General features: G+C 67.9%; 11 protein-coding genes. 1 reads left to right on the forward strand and 10 read right to left on the reverse strand.

Translation table 11 applies throughout. The features are described from left to right. Positions 1–153 precede the first annotated feature (153 nt). Entirely contained in the window at positions 154–366 is a 213-nt protein-coding gene (locus AC1RQK_RS07575; protein ID WP_492370546.1) for a hypothetical protein, read from the forward strand. A 15-nt stretch (positions 367–381) separates the two neighbouring features. Here the strand turns inward: AC1RQK_RS07575 and AC1RQK_RS07580 are convergent, their stop codons facing one another. The 10 genes from AC1RQK_RS07580 to AC1RQK_RS07625 form a co-directional block, all read right to left on the reverse strand. Beyond that, complete coding sequence (locus AC1RQK_RS07580; RefSeq protein WP_492808421.1) at positions 382–2,763, reverse strand: CHASE2 domain-containing protein; 2,382 nt, start codon at positions 2,761–2,763, stop codon at positions 382–384. 52 nt (positions 2,764–2,815) lie between these two features. Further along, the gene (locus tag AC1RQK_RS07585) at positions 2,816–4,558 is read right to left on the reverse strand and encodes a FecR domain-containing protein (RefSeq protein WP_492808304.1); all 1,743 of its coding nucleotides are present in this window, start codon (positions 4,556–4,558) and stop codon (positions 2,816–2,818) included. Between the two features lie 4 nt (positions 4,559–4,562). Continuing rightward, a complete protein-coding gene (locus AC1RQK_RS07590) occupies positions 4,563–5,336 on the reverse strand; it encodes a response regulator transcription factor (RefSeq protein WP_492808306.1) in 774 nt (257 codons plus the stop codon). A 202-nt stretch (positions 5,337–5,538) separates the two neighbouring features. Then, the gene (gene pelG / locus AC1RQK_RS07595) at positions 5,539–6,909 is read right to left on the reverse strand and encodes an exopolysaccharide Pel transporter PelG (protein ID WP_492370549.1); all 1,371 of its coding nucleotides are present in this window, start codon (positions 6,907–6,909) and stop codon (positions 5,539–5,541) included. A 1-nt stretch (position 6,910) separates the two neighbouring features. Continuing rightward, entirely contained in the window at positions 6,911–8,512 is a 1,602-nt protein-coding gene (gene pelF, locus AC1RQK_RS07600) for a GT4 family glycosyltransferase PelF (RefSeq protein WP_492370550.1), read from the reverse strand. Continuing rightward, on the reverse strand, positions 8,509–9,495 hold the full coding sequence (locus AC1RQK_RS07605) for a tetratricopeptide repeat protein (protein ID WP_492808308.1): 987 nt from the start codon (positions 9,493–9,495) through the stop codon (positions 8,509–8,511). Before AC1RQK_RS07605 ends, pelF begins: the two co-directional genes overlap by 4 nt. After that, a complete protein-coding gene (locus AC1RQK_RS07610) occupies positions 9,488–10,933 on the reverse strand; it encodes a PelD GGDEF domain-containing protein (RefSeq protein ID WP_492808310.1) in 1,446 nt (481 codons plus the stop codon). The genes AC1RQK_RS07605 and AC1RQK_RS07610 overlap by 8 nt, the downstream gene beginning before the upstream one ends. A gap of 13 nt (positions 10,934–10,946) precedes the next feature. Continuing rightward, on the reverse strand, positions 10,947–11,504 hold the full coding sequence (locus AC1RQK_RS07615; RefSeq protein ID WP_150984411.1) for a penicillin-binding protein activator LpoB: 558 nt from the start codon (positions 11,502–11,504) through the stop codon (positions 10,947–10,949). A 59-nt stretch (positions 11,505–11,563) separates the two neighbouring features. Further along, positions 11,564–15,802, reverse strand: a complete 4,239-nt coding sequence (locus AC1RQK_RS07620) for a tetratricopeptide repeat protein (protein WP_492808312.1) — start codon at positions 15,800–15,802, stop codon at positions 11,564–11,566. Then, positions 15,765–18,632 carry a bifunctional glycoside hydrolase/polysaccharide deacetylase family protein gene (locus tag AC1RQK_RS07625; RefSeq protein WP_492370554.1) on the reverse strand — a complete coding sequence of 956 codons (2,868 nt, stop codon included), beginning with the start codon at positions 18,630–18,632 and terminating at the stop codon, positions 15,765–15,767. The genes AC1RQK_RS07620 and AC1RQK_RS07625 overlap by 38 nt, the downstream gene beginning before the upstream one ends. Positions 18,633–19,339 lie beyond the last annotated feature (707 nt).

Raw genomic sequence — 19,339 nt, forward strand, 5'->3', positions numbered from 1 at the left:
GGCACTGCGCGCTGATTGTATCGCCAGGCCTGACCAGCGTCGATGCGCGGCGCAGCAGGTCCGGCGGACCTTGGGTGAGCGTCCTTGCATTTGTTGACAGTAGCCGACGCGGCCTCGCCATAGAATGCTGCGCTATTCATTGCAGGCTTAGATATGGGATCGCGATCCGAACGGTACAGGTTGCTGGGCTACGTCGCGCTTTGCATGGTGGCGTTCGCGCTCATCACCGTGCTATGCGTGACGCTGCAGGAAGACAACGAGCAGCGCGCGGCGCGCAAGGTCCGCCAGATGGACAGCCGCGCCACGGCCACCGTCACCACAGCAGGTCACGCTGGACAACCAGCGGCCACGCGCGCATCACGCTGAGCGCCAGCGAGCGGATCAGCAGGGCAGGAAGATCGTGAAGGTGGCGCCGGCACCCGCGGCGCTGGTCAGCTTGATTTCTCCACCATGACGCTCCACCACGGTCTTGACGAACACCAGCCCCAGCCCGCTGCCGGCAGGCGCATCCTGCTCGGTGTCGCGCAGGCGCGCGAAGGGCTGGAACAGGCGGCCCTGGTCTTCCTCGGCGATGCCCCGGCCCTGGTCCGCCACATCGATCGCCAGCCCCTGCGGCACGCGATACAGGCGCACCGTCACGGTCGTTTGCGGCGGACTGAACTTGATGGCATTGCTCACCAGGTTGGCAATCGCCCGCACCAGCAGCACCGGCTCGGCCAGGAGTTGCGACCGCTCCTCTTCCACGTCGACTTCCACCTTCAGTTCGATCCGTGCGGCGCTGGCCAACGCCCATAGCTCGTCGGTGGCATCCAGCACCACGCCGGCCAGGTCGACCTCGATGAAGTTGAGGTGCGTCGCTTCCGCACGGGCCAGCCGGATAAAGTCGTCCGCGAGGTCCAGCGTGCGGTTGGCATGCTCGCCGATGCGGGCCAGCAGGGCTGCCTCCGGCAGCCCTCGGCCAGGCTCGTTCTGCAGGTCGATCAGGGCAAGGATGGAGGACTGTGGGGACCGCATGTCGTGCGAGATGAAGCGCAGGGACTCCTCGCGGCGCCGCTCTGCCATACGCACCTGGGTGATATCGATGACGCTGACGATCAGGCCGGCGACACCGCCGGTGTCGCTGCGCAGCGGCGCGCCGCGCAGCAGCATCGGGTGTTCGTCGCGCGCTTCGAGCTCCACCCCGGGCGGTGCCTGCACCGGGTGCGCGGCATCGGCCTCGCCCTCGGCATAGACGCTGCGCAACTGGTCCCAATAGTCCAGCCCGGCCTTGGGCTGGACGAATACTTCGTTGATCAGTTCGCGAATGCCGGGGCGCGGTGCGTTCATGTCGCCCAGCGACCCGAGCGTGCGCGGCGCCAGCAGCAGGCCGCGCCGATTGGCCAGCAGCACGCGGCCGCCGGGGTCGCAGATCACGGTGGCTTCGGGCAAGCCTTCGAGCCCGTCCGCCAGGAATTGCCGCAAGTCCCGCAGGCGCGTGGTCATGCGGTAGACCGCACGCATGCGGGTATCGAGGTTGCGGCCCGATTTGCGGCCCGAATTGCGGCCCGAATTGCGGCCCGACTCGCCCTCGCCTGCAGGCATGGCCAGCAGGCCGGGCTCTTGCTCGAGCTGTGCGAGCTCGTCGGTGAGGAATTGCAGCGCCGCTTCCTGGCGCCGCCAGCTCCACAGCGGATAGAGCAGGCTGCAACCCAGCACGGCGCTGGCCGGCGCGAACCAGAAGTGGCCAAACACGACCAGCAGCAGGCTGGCGGCCAGCGTGCCGGCCAGCAGCACCACCGTGACCAACAGCGCGTTGCGCGGCGTCAGCATCAGCGAGGCCAGGCTCGCCAGCAACACCGGCAGCAACGTGCACAGCCAGAACCAGGGCGCCGGCAGGGTGACGATGGCCGTGTCGCGCTGCAGCGTCTGCATGGTGTTGGCGATGATTTCCACGCCGCTCATGCCATGGCCGTTGCGCGATACCGGCGTGGGGAACACGTCGCCCAGCCCGCTCGCCGTGGCGCCTACCAGCACGGATTTGCCGCGGAAGAAGTCGCGCGGCAACGTGCCGCCCAGCACGTCGAGTACCGAGACCTGCCGGAACGTCCCCGGTGGCCCGGCAAACGGAATGCGCAACCGGTAGTCCCGGGTCCAGCCGTCGGCGCCGCTGTCATCCGCGGGACCGTCGTGACGGTAGGCGGACACCGGCCGCGGCGGCTTGCCGAAGCCGACCATCGCAGCCGAGAAATGGTTGAGCTGGCGGCCCGGCAGCCCTTCCTGCAGGAACACCTGGCGGGCAATGCCGTCGAGGTCCACCGCGATATTGATGTGCCCCACCTCGCTGCCCAGGCCCGTCAGCGGATAGCGCACCAGCAAGCCGCCCCGCCCCGCTTCGGCCAGCGCGGGCAGCACGACGTTGCCGGCGCGCGCCATGCTGCCTGCCAGCGCGCGGTCGTCCTCGGGATGCAAGGCGTCCGGCTCGGAGAGAATCACGTCAACCCCGATCACGCGCGGCGCGTCGGCGGCAATGCGATCGATCAGGTCGGCCAGCACCCAGCGGCGCCAGGGCCAGCGGCCAATGGCGGAGATGCTGGGGTCGTCGATAGCGACGATCACGATCTCGTCGCTGGGCGCGTGATGCTGGGCCGCGACCGACAGGTCGTAGACCGCCTTGTCGGCGCGTTCGCTCCAACCCAGCACGGCGCACGCCGCCACCAGCGCCAGCACGGCGGCCGTCAACAGGCCCCATTCGACCAGCGTACGGCGCTGGTAGCCGGCCATCATGCGTCCGGGCACCCGGCGCAACGAGCGCGCGCGCGCGGCGAATTGCGCCAGGCTAGTTGGCACGATTGAGCCAGCGTGAGCCGGCGCTCACGGGCTGGCCCTGCGAATCGCGGATGTACTGCACCACCTCGATGCGCTGGGGCGCTGAGAAATGCGGCTCGCGGGCCGCGTCCTGGCGAGCCACCCGCACAAAATACGTGCCGCTGCCGGGCCGCGGCAGGCGGGCCGCGTTGGTCTCGGTGCTGACGTCGGCCACGATCTGCGTAAAGGCGGCGTCGGATGCCATCTGCACGCGGTAGGCTTGCGCCGCGCCATTGGCGCTGGCTGCGCCGGCGGCCGGCCATGCGAGCCGCAAGGCGTCGCCGCCATCGTCCTCCAGGCGCGGCTGCGGCGGTGCCGGCTCGAGCGCGAACGCCACCGGTTCACTCCAGGGGCCCGGCTGCCCGCCGGCGTCAACCGAGCGCACACGCCACCACCAGCGGCCGGGCGCAAGCGCCTGGCTGGCCGAGGGCGCCGCACCGCGCACTTGCATGAGGCCTTGCGTGAAATCCGCATTGGCCGCCACTTCGAATTCATATTGCGCCGCGGTTGCGACTTCGGCCCAGGTGAACATCGGCGTCTCGCCGTAGGCGGTGCCATCGCGCTCGGGCGCCAGCGTAAAAGGCGCGGGCGGATTCAAGCGCACCACCAACGGCATCACCGCGCCCGCGCCACCGATGTGACGGGCATCGAGCGCGCTCACGCCCACGTAGAGCTCGCCCTCGGGCAGGTCTTGCAGCGCGGCCTGCGTGCCGCCTACGGCCTGGGAGGACAGCAACTCCGTCTGGGCTGCATCGCGCGAGACCACCACGCGGTAGCTGGCGGCCCGTGCAACCGCCCCCCAGCTCACGGTGGCATGGCTTGCCAGCAGCGGCTGGGGCAGCGGCACCAGCGCCGGCGCCGGCAGCAGCGCGGCGGGCCGCGTCAGGGCGCCCGTGGCCGATGCGCTGACGCCGTAGCCGGAATGCACCACCGCTTGCTGGCCGCGGCGCGAGCGGGCCTGCACCTGGCCTTCGAGCACGGCGCTCTGGCTGGCGCCGTCCTCGGTGCCCACGCGAAAGCGCGTGCCGCGCACACCGGTCACCAGCGACGGGGTCCGGATCTCGAACCGCCCTACGCCGGTGCCGCGCGGCGCCACGCGGGACTCCACCTCGCCCTGGCCGATGCCGATCACGGCATCGGTCAGGCCCGTGCGGGCAAACGCGCGCAGCCGCTTGACTTCCACGGCTGTCACCGGCGGCAACGTCACGCGTGAGCCGTCACCCAGTTCCATGGTGACGGTGCCGCCGGCGCCGGTCTCGATGCGGGCGCCTTCGCGCAGCTCCATGCCAGCCTGCAACGTGCGGCCATCGGCGCTCGCCTGCCCCGTCACGAAGACCACGCGGGCGGTGCCTTCGGTCACCGGGATGCGCGCCAGCGGGATGCGCAGGCGCATGCCGGGCGGCAGCCGGTAAGGATCGGCCACCTTGTTCAGTGCCTGCAGTTCGCGCCAGCCGGCGGGATTGGCCATGAAGCGGTCCGCCACGCCAATCAGCGTGTCGCCCGGGCGCACCTGGTAGATGAAGTTGGCGCCCTCGGCGCCTGCAGCCTGCGCCACAGCGCTGGCGGACCATGCGGCACCCAGCACGCCAACCAATCCGGCCATGCCGATCGTGCCGGCCACACCCATCGCACCCCTCGCGCCCCTCGTGCATGCCGCGCGCGAGTGCGCTCCAACGCCTGCCTTCCTGCCTGCCGCCATGTCGAACCGCTTCATAAACTCAGTCTTCCTTCTTGTCCTGCAGATCCTGCGAATCCTGCGAATCCTGCGAATCCTGCGAATCCTGCTGGCCCTGCATATCCCCGTCGCCCGCGGCTTCGAACCGGTAACCGTGCGCATATACGGAAGTCAGGCGCACACCATTCTCGGGCCGCAATGCCAGCTTGATCCGCAGCCGCGAGATATGGGTATCGAGCGTGCGCGAGCCGATTCCGATGGCGCGGCCCCACACGGCTTGCTCGACCACCTCGCGCGACACCAGGCGCCCCAGGTTGCGGAACAGGAACAACGCCAGGTCGAACTCGCGCGGCGACACGTCCACCCGGCTCTCGCCGCAGGTCACGGTGCGCGCCTGCGGATCGACAGCGTAGTTGCCCGCCCGGATCAGCGCGCTGTCCTGCTGCGCCTGCGGATACGTGCGGCGCAGCAACGCGGATACGCGCGCCACCAGCTCGGCGCGGCGGATCGGCTTGATCATGTAGTCGTCGGCGCCCGCGCCCAGCCCGGCGACAATGTCCTCTTCCTGTGAGCGGCTGGTCAGGAACAGGATGGGGGGATTGCGGCCGGAGTTCTGGCGCACCCAGGTCACCACCTCAAGCCCGCTGGTATCGGGCAGTTGCCAGTCCACCACCAGCAGGTCGAACGCTTGCTCGCGCAGGGCCCGCAGGAACGTGCTGCCACTGGCGAAGCACTCGCACTCATGGCCGGCCGAGACCAGGATCTGCTGGATCAGCTCGGACTGGCTCTTGTCGTCTTCCACCGAAGCGATTCTCATACTTACCTCTTGCTTGCCACGTCTTCTCTTCCAGATGCCACCGCGCGCTTCCTGCGCCGCCGCAAAGGCAACGCGCAATAACCCGGGCAGGCCGGGCGCCAGGTACGCAAAAGGGGAATGGTACAGAATCCGGCGTCGCCGCGCCAAGGACGGCGCGGGAGGGTATTGCAGCGCGCCGGCGCAAAAGCCGGCGCGCGCGCCTTTACTGCAGCATGTAGGTTTCGTACTCGAGGCGGTCCAGCTTGCGGTCCAGCAGGTAGATCGCCAGGGCCACGACGATCAACAATGATACCGCGAATCCGTAGCCATACCAGGCCGGCCCCAGTTGCAGGGTCACGGCAGTGAACACCAGGTTGAGGATCACAAACAAGCCGCTGAGCAGCAGCACTTCACGCCGGCGGTCCAGGTAGAAGTAGATATTGAGCACCCCCAGCAGCACCACCTGCAGGCTGGCGCCGATCACGTCCACATACAGGAGCGGCAGGTAGAGCTCCGAAATGCCGAGCGCCGCCAGCACGAACCTGCCCAGGACAAACAGCACCAGCGCCGCAATGGCCTGCACCTTGACGATCTCGTACAGTCCCAGGCGGATCGTCTGCACCATGGTGTTGCGCATATCCTCGATATGCTCGAGCGAGCTGCCGCCGCGCACGGCGTTGTAGAAGGCGTCGTAGTACTCGACGAAGTCGGTCTCGATGCGCACCAGGAACACCGCCATGCCCGGGATGATTGCCAGGTAGGCCAGGAACACCGGGATGTCGTAGATGATCGACGCGTGCAGCGGCCCGATGACTTGCTGCCCCGTGGACGGCGAGTACCAGAACATGAACTTGTCGAGCCAGATGCCAAGGTTGTACAGCAGCCCGATCAGCATCAGGCTCGGATAGGCATAGCGCCGCTGGAACACCTCGAACGAAATGAACCGCTGGCTGGTGTAGTTGCGGTAAATGAGTACCACCATGGCTGTCAGCAAGCACAGCTGGCCGGCAACAAACCCCAGCAGCAGGCCCTCCAGGCCATAGTTGCGCAGCGCCAGCGCCGCCACCACCGTCAGCGTATAGCCCAGCAGGAAGGTCCAGACGATGGCCTTGTACTGCTTCATGCCCGTGAGGAAAATCACCGCGATCCAGATATTGCTCATGACCACGAAGCCCGCGGTCATCAACAACCGATACAGCACCGACTGCGCCGGGAACGCAAAGAGCGCGCAGCCGATGCCGATGGTGCCCGCGAGCGCGGTGACCAGCAGGGCCACCGCGTGGTAGTTCGACAGCACCAGGCCATCGCGCTTCTCGAACAGGCGGTCCGACGTAAAGCGGGTAAAGGCCAGCTGCATCGGCCCGGTCAGGATCAGGCTGACCGCAATCAGGTAGGTCACCGAGACCTGGAACTGCGTCACCAGGCTGCCCGGCACCACGAACGGCAGGCTGAGCACACCGATCAGCAAGATGCCGACGATCGACAGGACCCAAGGCCCGGAGCTGATGATGCCCGCATAGGCGTACGCGCCGAGCATGCCCGACAGGTTGTCCCGCCGCAACATCTTGCGAAGTTCGAATCCAATCCCCGCCATCTCAGCGACCTCCCTTCATGGGGCAGCCCGCGGCCTGCGCCGCCCTGGCGGGGGATCCGCCGGCGGACGATTCCACCCGTGGCTGCGCCATCAGGCGCGTGTACAGGTCACGGTAGCTACCCACCATCATCTCCTGCGTGTAATACCGCTCCACGCGCCGGATGCCGGCCTGCTGCGCGGCATGCCATGCGTCGGGCGAGCCCAGCAGGCCGATCGCCTTCTCGGCCAGCGCGGCCGGGTCGGCGATGCGCACCACGTCGCCCGCCGCGCCCAGCGCCGCATCCTCGCCGGGCAGGCCGAAGATCAGTTGCCGGCACGAGCCGACATCGGTGGTCACGCACGGCACGCCGGCGGCAAAGCCTTCCAGCACCACCAGCGGCAATGCCTCGCTGATGGAGCTGAGCACCAGCACGCCCACCTTGGGCAGCAGTTCATCGATGCGCTGGAAGCCCAGGAACTTCACCTTGTCGGCGAGGCCCAGGCTTTCGGCCAGGCTGCGGCATTCCCGCGCGTATTCCGGATCTTCGTCCTCCGGACCGGCGATCCAGCCTTGGGCATCGGGGTATTGCCGCACCACGGTCAGCATGGCACGGATAAAGGTCTTGATATCCTTGATCGGCACCACGCGGCCGATCAGGCACAGCACCGGCGGCACGCCGGGTGCGCGCTGCGCGCGCAGCGCGGCCAGCCGTGGCAGGTTGATGCCGTTGGGAATATTGCGGGTCCGCTCGGCGCGGGCACCGTCCGTAACCTGGCGCAGGCGGTTGCCTTCGTAGAGCGCGACGATGGTGTCGCCGGCGTCGTAGCAGACGCGGCCCAGCGTTTCAAAGAAGCGCACCCACAGCTCGCGGAAATAGCTGATCTGCGAGATGTCGCGCTCGAACACGTTGCGGTTGTCGCGGATCCACTGGCTCTGGAACAGGTCGATCTTGCGTTCCTTGGTATAGATGCCGTGCTCGGACACCAGCAAGGGGCGTCCCGTGCGGTAGTGCAGCATGGCGCCGAGGAAACCGGCATAGCCGGTGGACACCGTGTGGTAGACCTTGGCCGGGATCAGCCCCTCGGCAATGCGCGCGAGCTGCCACAGGGGCTTATGCATGATGCGCACGGTCCAGAAGTAATCGGTGAAGGACGGGTCCGTGCAGTACTGGCGGTACTGCTCGGTGATGGTCCGCCACGCGTTGCGGCTGTAGAGGAACGCGTCTTCCGACAGGCTGCCGCCATCGGTCAACTCGGGCATCAGCTCGCGGATCAGCTCGCCGGCTTCCTGCTCGCGGCCAGGCTGGCGCAGCACCTCGTGCAACTGCGCCGAGGCGGCGAAGGTGACGGGATCGCCGTCGCTGCCATGCACCAGCGGAGGCGGCGGGAAATCGTAGAGAAAATGCGTTTCCAGGTGCACGACGTTGTCGGGCAGCGCGTAGACCATGTCGCCGTAATCTTCGCGGCGGCTGCCGATGAAGACGATGGCGAAGCGGACGTCCGGAAACGCCCGGATCATCTGGTTGACCCAGCTCGACACCCCACCGCTCACATACGGAAAGGTGCCCTCTAGCAGCAGGGCCACATCGGCGGAGTCGGCGCGGGGCAAAGGGGTATCGCTCATGATTGCCAGTAACGCAGCAGGGGCCGTACCAATGGCAGCGGCGATGGGCTGTCGAATGACAGCAAGATGGCGCGCACGGCGGCGTAGTCGCGCTCCAGATAGGCGGCTTCGGCCAGCAGCGGCAGCGTGCGCTCGCGCGCAAAACCAAGCGCCTCGGCCCGCTGCAGCCACCCGCGCGCTTGCGCGGGCTCGTCGCGGGTCAGGGCCAGGCGGCCACGCATGTACCACAAGCCGGCCTGGTCGGCGTCAACCTCCAGCGCGGCGCGCGCATGGCGCTCCACCTGGTCGGCGGTGTAGCGATAGACGTCGCCTTGCACCAGGTTCTGGTAGATCAATTCCCAGTACAGGTCGGCCAGGCGCTTGTTGATCTCGCCGCGCTCGCGATCGTCCTGCGCGGCTTCCAGGCGCGGCAGCTCGAGAAGGATCTTCTGCGTCAGTTGCTTCTCCGCGCCGTCCAGCATGCCGTAGGCCAGCAGGCGCACGTCGTCGGCGCTGTCGGCCAGCAGGTCGCGCAGCACCGGGCTGGAGGTGCGCGCCGGCATCGACTGCATGGCCACCAGCGCGGTCATGCGCTCGGGCAACGGCGCGCGCGTGTTGCCCAACTGGGCGCGCAAGCGCGCGCCGCCGCCGTGGGTCACGCGCGAGATCAGGTGGGTGACGAACACCGGCAGCCCGACCAGGCCGATGCCGGCCGTGGGACGGCGCCCCGGAAAGAAGCGCGCGATCAGCAGGCTGCCGACGCAGATCATGCCGCCGGCCAGCGGCACCAGGAAGCAGAATACGAAGAGGTAGCCATAGCTCCACGCGAACGGCACGCGAAAGCGCCGGGGCAGCAGGCGCCACAGCACCATCGCGATCATCGCCGCGGCGAGCCCCTGCATCATCAGGAAGGTCAGCAGCAGCGCGGTGCTGTTCCCGGCGCGGGCCAGCAGCGCCAGGGCGGCGATTTGCGCGGCGATGCCGCCGATGCCGAGCTTACCCACGGCCAACCTCGCCTAGTGCCACCGGCACCGGTACCGGCGCCGGCTGAACATCCACATGGCAGCGATGCAGCAGGCGGATCAACGGCTCCACCGGCGCGTTGGCAGGCACGGCCAGCGTATGCACGCCAATGCGCGCCGCTTCGAAATCGGTACCGAACTGGGCCCGCAGCATGTCTTCGATACGCACCAGGTAGGCCGAGGCCGCCTCGTTGCCCGACAGCGGCATCAAGGTAAGCAGGGCACGCTGGTGCGCGCTGGTCAGCGGCCAGGCCACGTCGAGCGCGCGGCGGCTGCGGATGACCTGGTCGAACAGCGCATCGCGCGATTCGTCGAGATCGAACACCAGCGCCACGATCGTGCTGTCGATGCCGCTGTCGCGGCGCAGGCGCGACAGGCGGGCGTAGTCCAGCGAGAAGTCGTAAGGGCAGCCGGGAATCGCGGCAGCGATGGCGCGCGTGGACACGGCGTGCTCGACGCCATCGGCGTAATAGCCCATCAGCACCATCAGCAACTGGAGGTTCTCGTAGCTGAGCGACAGGAACGGCATGCGCTCGACCACCAGCAGGCCCACCAGCTTGTCGGCCCCGGACAGCACCGGCGCCACCGCTACGTAGCGGGTCTGCGGATAGTCCGGCGACTGGCGCGACAATCCGTCGGCCTGCAGGTGCGCCAGCTGGCGCGTCTCCAGGCAGTGGCGCACCAGCACATCGTCGGGATCGAACTCGAATGCCGGGCCGATCTGCGCCGACGCCGTGGCGGATACCGTCTCGCCATCGACAGCGTAGAGCGCGGCCGCTTCGAGCTGGCACGCCTGCGCCACCACTTGCAGCATGGGGCGCGCGCCCACCAGCACGCCACCCGGTGCGGCATCTTCCAGCGTCACCGCCCGCATTTGCGACAGCGTGTCGCGCAGCGTGGTGGGCTTGGCCAGCAGGTCGTTCTCCAGCCGCGCATGCGACACGCGCAGCAGGTAGTGGTTCTTGGTCAGGGCCGCAAGGCGCTCTTCCAGGTAGCGGTTGACGGCGCGCGCGCGCGCCAGCCTCGTGCCCCAGACATCGCCGAACTGCCCGGCAACCAGCACCATGAGCAGCCCGCCCAGGAAGAACAGGCGCGGGAACTCACCCGGCTGCGCACCGATCTGGTGGAAGAAGAACCAGCCGCCCAGCATCATCAGCACGCTGCCCACGCCAATCAACGTGCCATAGCGCAGCGCCAGGATGACCGGCAGCAGCCATGCCCAGGGAAAGCCCAGTCCCAGCAGCAGGGGGTTGTTGGGCAGGAGCAGGTATCCCAGCCCCATCGCCAGCGCCATCGTCACCACCAGCTCGACCGCAGAGACCGGTCCGCTCGTGGCGGGCGCAAGCAACCGCAAATAGCGGCCGCCCGCGCCAATGCCCTGTCCTTCCCGAATCTTGTCGGCTGTATTGGCCACGATCATGCTCTCCTGCGGTTCAACCCTGGCGCAGCGGCGCCAGCAGGCGGCGCAGCAACTTTTGCGCGGTGCCCGACAGCGACTCGCGGCTCCAGCCACTGTCGCTGCCGGTGGCGGACCAGACGGCTTCGCCCGTGCTCACGTCCAGCAGTTGCAGCGAGATGCCCACGGCCGGCTCGCCATCCACGCCCACCTTGTAGCGCCATTCCTGCACCGCGCCGGTGAGGGCGTAGCGCATCTTCTGCGTACGTGCCCACTCCAGCGCCTTGCCCACCGACTCGCGCTCGGCGGGCTCGAACAGCGTTTCCGGGTTCAGGTTGGCGGGATAGCGCTTGACGTTGGCAATGCCGCCGGTCTTCAGCAGGCTTTCCGCGATCGCCTCGGCGCGCAGGCCTGCCTGCGGCGTCTCGGTGTAGTTGACGATCGGCAGTATCGCCACCGACTCACCGGCCGGCAGCGCGGGCGCGCGACCAATATCGGTCACCGCGCATCCGGCCAGCCACAGCGCTGCGCCCAGCGCACCGCACCAGCCCAGCAGTCGTGCTGCGCGGTTCTGCTTCGTGCTAGTTGTTTCCATGACTCTCTCCCCTTCTCGATTGCATACAGTGAACCGGCACGCCCGCGTGCCTGCCCGGATTAAAAAAGCCATCTGTACCGAACACCCACTTCGGTCAGCGGCGTGCCGCCATTGCGCGCCGCGGTTTCGTGCTGCACATACATGGACAGGTGATCGTTGCCTAACACCTTGCCGGCCACGCCCAGTTGCGCCCGGAAGTTCTGCCCGGCGCGGGTGTCGTGCAGCAGGCCGATTTCGGCAAACGGCCGCCACTTGTGCGTGTAGTCGTCGATCAGCTCGGTGCCGAAGCCGAATGTCACGCCGGCCTGGGTAAAGCCCTGGGGCATGTAGAACCCCGGCGTGGCTTCGTCGTCGGCAGGCACCAGCGTGGCCAGCTTGTTGCTGAGCGTGCCGCCGCGCGCGTTGTAGGTGACATGGGTGCCCACCAGGCGCACCGTGTAGTCCGGGTACGCGGTACGGATGCGGTAGCCCAGTTCCAGGTCGTACACCAGGCCGTGGCCCAGCTGCGAGCCGTCCTGGCCGCGGAAGCGGTCGTACTCGATGCGAGCGCCGGCAAATTCGCGCAGGCTGAAGTTGTAGGTCGCACCCAGGCCGAGCACATCCTTGACGCCGCCGACCCGCAGCGCCGCCGATTCGTCGGCGCTCTGGTTGATGCCGGCCAGCGTGGTGAAGCTCAAGCGGCTGCTCTCGCGCCACTCGCCGGTGAAGCGCGCGGTGGTCACGCTATCCAGGCCGTCGCGCCGGCCCACGCCGAGGCGCCAGCGCAGGTGCTGGTCGCGGTAGCCGAGCGACAGCTCGCCGCGCTTGTCGGACGAAGGCACGCCGGTGAGCTGGGTCTGGTCCACGCTGCGCTGGGTGCGCCAGGCACCGCGCAGGTTGAGGTCGTAGCCATCCCACAGGCGCACGCCGCCAGCCAGGCTGTAGTCGAAATAGCTCAGCGGGCTCTGGCGCTGGTACGTCACGCGTGGCTCGATGGCTTGCGCGTTGAACAGCAGCGTGTCCTGCAGGGTTTCCTGCAGGCTGTCGTCGGTACGGGTGGTCTCCTGGGTTTCGTAGGCCAGCGTCTGCGCGGCGCCGAGCCGGTCGAGCTGCACGTTGGCTTCGATCTGGTTGTCCACCGGAATGCGGCCAGCCTGGCGCTCCAGCACGCGGTCGAGCGCGGCCAGGTCCTGGTTGGCCAGCGCCAGCGTGATCTCGGCATACGCCGGGCGCAGCAACTGGCGGGCATATTGGCGGGCCAGCCAGGCACGCGCCAGTTCGTTGGATTCGTTGGACAGGGCCCAGGCCAGCGCCACTTCCTTGGAAGCGGACGAGACCACGGCCTGCTGGCGCGCCTCGCGTTGCGCCACGCCCGGCGGCGTCTTGGGATCGAGCGCCGGCAGGCCGGGAATCTCGCCCAGCCGCGACGCCGGATTGGCGGGACCGGTCCAGTTCGCGGCATTGGTGCCGGCCATCACGGTGCGGTCAGCGCGCAGCATCTCGATCACCAGGCGCTGGGACACATCGCCCGAGGCAAAGATCTGCCCGAGCGCCACGGTCTGGCGGCGCAGCTCGGCCGGGGCGGGGCCGCCCTGCGCGTCCTCCTCCTCGGCGGCCGGATCCACGCTGCGGGGATCCGAGGCGCGGCGCCCGGCCGCGGACTGGTCCTTGTGCAGGTCGACCCAGGCCTGGCGGCGCAGGCGCCACCCGGTGCTGGTCTGGCCAATGGCGTCGTAGGCATCGGCGGCAAGACCCAGCCAGAGCGGATCGGCGTTCTTGCCGTCGGCCATCTTGCGCAGGTAATGCAGCGCGGCGCGGCCGTCCTGGAAGCGCATGCTGCCGGCGGCAAAGGCACCCCACAAGTCCGGGTTGCCCTCGGCCTCGCCCTTCAGGCGCAGCATCATGGCGCGCACTTCGGTATCCGAGCCGAGATCGACCAGCGCCCACATCAGCGCGGCCAGCGTCTCGCTGCCGGCGTCGGGCATGCCGGCGGCACGGCGCAGGTCGGCCAGGGCCAGTTCGCGCTCGCCACGGGCGCGCTGGTACTCGGCGCGCATGGCCAGGAAGCGGCTGGATTGCTCGGCCTGCTTCAGCTGGGCAGGGGTCATGCCTTGCAGCAGCGTGGCGACGCGGCCGTAGGCGCGCGCGCGGGTGTAGTAATTGATGGCGAGCTCAAGCGACACGAGCTTGCCGCCCTTGCGCCAGCTGGCTTCGGCGATGCGCCCGGCATCGATGGGCGAGCTGTCGTAGAAATCCATCAGGTTCGAGAAATCCGATTCCTCGGTATCGCGCACTTCGGCCAGGCAGTCGTTGCGGCCGGCGCCGGGGGGCATGGCCATGCAGTGGTCGTCATGCGACTCGGCCATGGCCAGCATCAATTGCCGGTAGCCTTGCTCGAGCAGGTCGCTGCGCTGGTTCAGGCGCGCCAGCTCGGTCAGCGTGCGCCAGAATTCGATGTCGGTGGAACGCGCGGTGCGCATGGACGGCACCATGGCCTGCAGGGCTTCGGCCAGCTTGCCGCGCACATAGAGCAGGTTGGCTTGCTTGAGCGCGTATTGCGGGCGCGGGCCAAAGCGCTGCTGCAATTCGGTGTAAAGCTCGAAGGCGCGGGCATCCTTGCCGGCGCGCTCGGCCAGCTCCGCCTGGCGCTCCATGATCGGGCGCGCGTTCGGGCCGTGGCTCAGGCTTTGCAGGAAGGCCAGGCCTTGCTCGGGCTCGCCCAGCCGTTCGTAGGTGGCGACCACCTGGTCGACGGTAGCGAGATCGCCCGTGACGGCGCGGTGGCGCAGCGCGGCCAGGTAGGCGCGGTCGTCGTTCAGGCCGGGCGCCAGGCGCAGCACGGCCTTCCAGGCGGTCTCGTCATTGCTGGCCTGGGCATATTCCAGCCAGCTCTTGAGCGCTACCGTGGGCTGGCGATTCCACTCGGCGACCTGGGCCAGGCGTTCGCGCCAGCGCGCCGCGCCGGGCTGGCGCCGCACCGCGGTCTCGGCAACGCGCTGGGCGTCGTCGAGCTTGCCGGCGGCCAGGAAGACCTGGAACGCGAGTTCGTAGTCGTCGGCATTGAAGCCACGCTCGGCCGCGGTGGGTGCGCCGGTAGGGACGCCGGCAGGGGCTGCTGCTGGTGCTGGTGCTGCCGAAGCTGCAGAGGCAGCGCGGGCTTGGCCCGCCGCCGCGGAAGCGGACGTGCCGGCGCCTGAGGTATCCGCCACGCGGCGCAGGTGCGGCATCGCGGCGTCGCCCATGGCGCGGCGCAAGGCCAGGCCACGCGGGCCATCAAGGAAGATCACACCCCGTGCGGCCCATGGCTGGGTGGCCGCCACGCGGCGCACTTCGGCGCGTTGCAGCGAGGCGCCTTCGGGCACGGGCTGCAAGCTCGGCGGCAGGCGCAGCAGCCGCTGCACATAGCGCGCGGCCTGCTCGGGGCGGTTGGCGGCCAGCGCCAGCTTGGTCAGGTAACGCAGGACTTCGGCGTTCTCCAGCAGCTTGCCGCCGTGCTGCTCGGCCTGGGCCAGCGCCTTGTCGAGCTCGTTGCCGGACTGCAGCGTCTTGAGCGCGGCCAGGTAGAGGCGGCGCTGCTCGGCCGGATCGGTGGCACGGGACTGCGCGGCAAACAGCGCGTCGGCCGCCTGCTGGTAGTCGCCGCCCGCGAGCGCCGCCGACGCAGCCTGCGCGTTCCACAGCGCCGCGCGGGCAGGGTCGCTCTTGGCCAGCGCCTGGTAGAACACCTGTGCCGGCTTGAGCGCGTTGATCGAGCGCGCGGTGGTGGCCAGCTCTTCCAGGTCGGCGCGGTCCCACTTCATGGTCACCGCCTGGTCGAGCAGGCCGCCGAGCTTTTCAACGTAGTGCTCGCGCTCGGGGGTGTTCGGCAACGCCGCGAACGCGCGCTGCTGCGCGATCTCGATGCGGGTACGCAGGATCTGGCTGGGCAGCTCGGCGTCGGCGGCATTAGCCTCAGCGTTGCGCACCGGCCCTTGCAGGCTGGCCGCGGAACTGGCCGCAGAACTGGCCGCATAGCGCGCCTCCAGCCGGGACAGCATGGCCTCGGCCTCATCCAGCCGGCCCGTGCGCGCATATTGCTCGGCCAGCACCGCCGCGAAGCCGCTGTCGCCGGGCGTGGCCCGCCACCAGGCTTCCAGGTAGGCCATGCTGAGGCCGTCCACTGCCCGGCCATCGCCCAGCAGGCGTTCGCGCAAGGTTTCGCGCGGGAACATCAACGCCAGGCCGATCCCCACCATGGCGGTGAAGGTCAGCACGAACGCTGGCGGCAGGAGCCGCTCGCGCTCAGGCGGCGCAGGTGATTTCGACGCTTTGCTTGGCATTGTTGGGATTGGGAACGGGAGTGGTATCGAAACGCAGCGTGCCGCGCTCCTGCACGCCCTGCACCGGCTTGCCATCGATGGCAATCCGGCAACGGTCCGCGCCTGCGAGGCGGAAGAATGGCTTGAAGTAGCCGCTGAAGTCAAAACGGATGCGCTGCGCGCTGCCCTGGCCGGTGCGCTGCCAGTTGCGCACGAAGCCGCTGGCCTCGGCGATCTCGGGGCCGGAGGGAGCCGCGGCATTGGCTGCGCTCGGGGCGCGCATCACGATGCGCGAGGCACCATCGGCCAGGTGCACGTAGACGCCGCCGCCGGGCGCCGGCGAGGTGCCGGTGACGCCTTGCGAGTTCGCCACGTCGGGCACGTCCGCGCCGGTCCAGCGCACGTTGCGCAGGTTGGCGTCGCCGCGCACGATCCAGGCGGCCGGCTGCGTGGCGTCGCCGCCCAGCTCGCGGGCCACCGCCATGCCTTGCCAGTCGATCACCTTGCGCACGTAGTCAGTGGCATGCACCGGCATCAGCGGCTGGCTCAGCACGTAGTCATAGACCTTGCGCAACGCCTTGAGCGAAGCCGCCTTGGTGCCGGAGTAGTTGTGATAGTAGATGTTGACCGACTTGAAGCGGTACGGCCGGTCGGTTAGCTCAAACGTTTCGATCACGCGTTCGAAGCCGTAGTACGGGCCATGCCAGAGATTCGTGTAGACGTTCTCGTTCTGGTTTGGCGCGAAGATCTGGAACGTGCCGTCGGCCTTGTTCACGCCGATGGGCGAGATCGCGGTCCAGGTCGGGTTGCTGCGCGTGATCAGCGTATCGCCGCCGTTCATGTTGAGCACGCCGGCCTGGTCGGTCAGCTTGATGGCCTCGGCGGGCGGCTGGCAGTCGCCCGACCACAGCAGCATGCTGACCGGCTTGCCAGGGGGCGCCAGGGTACGGTTGATATAGTCGATCGAGCCGCCGATCTCGCGCTTGAGGTCCATCGTGTAGCCGGGAATCGCCAGGTGAAAGTCGTCGTCGCCTTCGGTGGCGTTCTCCGAGTGCGTGCCGCCGGGCACCGTGCGGCCCCACTCGAAGGGATGCGAGAAGGTGTGGCTCGCCACCTCGACATAGGGCTGCGCGAAAATCTTGCGGGCGATCGGCTCGAGCTGCGCGGTCAGCTTGGGATACATGCCGTCGCTGGCCACTTCGCCCTGGATGATCGACATCGTCATCGGCAGGCGATAGCGGTCCCATATCTCGCGAAACAGGACTTCACCGGAATAACCGCCGCCGGGAATCTCGGCACGGGAGGCAAAGCCGTCGCCGTCCACGTGCACGGTCAGCAGGCGACGTCCGTTTTCGGTCGTGACATCCGGCACCGGCATGGCCGGCAGGCGCAGCGCTTCGCGCAGGAAGGACAACGGCTGCACCACCCAGCGGTCCTGGTCGTTGGCGCTTTGCCGCACCGCGTAAGGCCCGAGCACGTAGCCGCCCCAGGGAGTGATCGCGGCAGCGTCGTAGGTCAGCGTGCCTGAATTCAGGCGCAGCAGGGAGCGAAAGCCCGGGCCATTGCCCACCTGAACCGGCGCTGCCTGCGTGCGGTCCGGCGCCACAGGCATCTCGAAGCCCATCATCGGGTCCTTCGACACTACGTCCGCCTTGACGCCGATCTTGCCCTTGACCGAATTGAGCTGCAGGCTCGATGCCAGCGCTGCGTTCATGCGCGCGCCGAAATCGTTCAGGAACACCACCGGCACGCCCTGGTCGATATTGCGCTGCACCCAGCTGAAGAAACGCCCGGGCTGGTCGCGCACGTTGCCAGCCATCCAGATCACCACGCCAGCGTAGCGGTCCGGGCCGATCTCCGGCAGCGGCTGGCTGGCTTCGGCGAAGTCCACGCGATAGCCCAGGTAGTTCAGCGGCATGGAGACGAAGCGCACGCCCGCGGAGTCGTCGATCGATACGCCCGGCTCGCGGTCCTGCACCACCAGCACCCGGCGCGGCATCACCTCAATGTTGCCGATCCCAACCGTCTGCAAACCGGGATCAGCCACGTAAGGGATGATGCCGAGCGCGCGGATCTGCGCGGCGGTGTCGCGCGCGCACTTGCGGTCGGCGGGCGGGCAGTAATCGATCGAGATCACCGGCAGGTGGTACTGCTCGCGGATCGTTCGGGCCTGGCCGAGCAGCCAGTTGCGATCCGCTTCGCTCACTTCGGTGTAGCGCTTGCCGCCTTGGTCCCAGCCGCGGTACAGCGATTCAAACGCGACCGCGTACGCCAGCTGGTTGACCTGCGGCAGGATCTCGAAGCCGCGGTTGAAGATCAGCTTGGCCTCGGGATAGCGTGCCTTGATGGCGCGGATCACCGCCACCATGCCAGCTTCCTGGCGGGCGCGCTCGGCATCCGTCTTGGCTTTGAGCTGGTAGGAGTCGAGCGTGTCGAGGAAAAAGCCGCGATAGCCGCGCTGCCACAGTGGGGCGATGACCTTTTCCACGTAGAAGGCGGGCCAGCCCTCGGCGGCCTGGTCGACCACGCGAGCGCCCCAGGCGTCGTTATTGCCGATCAGCCAGGCCTTGGGAATGTCTTTCAGGTAGGCGCGCGACGGTGCGACCTCGCCAATGCTGACGTAGGAGAACCATTGCGTATTGGGCGTGGTGGCGGTGCGCGGATCGAAGCCGCTGTCGGGCTCGACCACGGCGACATCGAACGCCTGCAGAGCGTCCACCGGCGGCTTGCTGCCGTAGTGGAAGACGATGTTCGGGGCGCGAGAGCCGGTGGTTGCCAGTGCCTGTGCCTGCGCCGGGCACAGCCAGGATGCAAACACGGCCAGCAGTGCGCCAAGCCAGGCTCTTGTCATCGGCGCGCCCCGGCTTGCTTGACGCAGGCCTGCCACGCGGCGCGTGACACCGTCCAATCCCAACAGAATCACTTGCTGACCCCTATTTTCTTCATATTTTTATAGTCCCGAAAGAGCTCGCTTGGCTTGCTGCCAACATGCTGGTCGCGCTTGATGCCACCAGACGATGCATTCCGGGTATGGCTGATCCCATCCACTTCTACCTGCGCTGCCCGATCTCTCAGGCAGTCCCCTGCAGGCCAAACTAAAAGTGCTTATTCAAGCACTACGGGCGAGAATTCTGAGGCATGCGCTTAATTGTGCATATAAGCATTTAGGACTAGGGAATATGCACTAGTGCAAATGCATGCCAGTGTCACAGAGGCTGGCTAGCGCCAATTCCCGGGTTTCGAACGCTGCGAAGGCGCGCTGAAACGGAAGCCGCCGGATCCGGTCGCGCAAGGGGTTTTGGTGCCTGGCAAGCTGATTGTTGTCTCGGTACTTTCTGCATTTTTGTAGTTTTCCGGATCGACAAAGTATCACAGTACGTGGCGCAAACTCGACGCTGTTGTGCTCTGAGGTGACGAAAATAGGGAATCACACGATAGCTTGGGCCGGAATACAACGGTCCGTGGCGACCAGCGCAGCAAGCGAAGCGAATGGTAGATCACGCGCTTTGAGGCCAATGTCAACAATTGTCACGCGCCGCGAATACGGGGCACTTCCAG

Source organism: Cupriavidus sp. GW822-FHT02D05 (genome assembly GCF_058802485.1).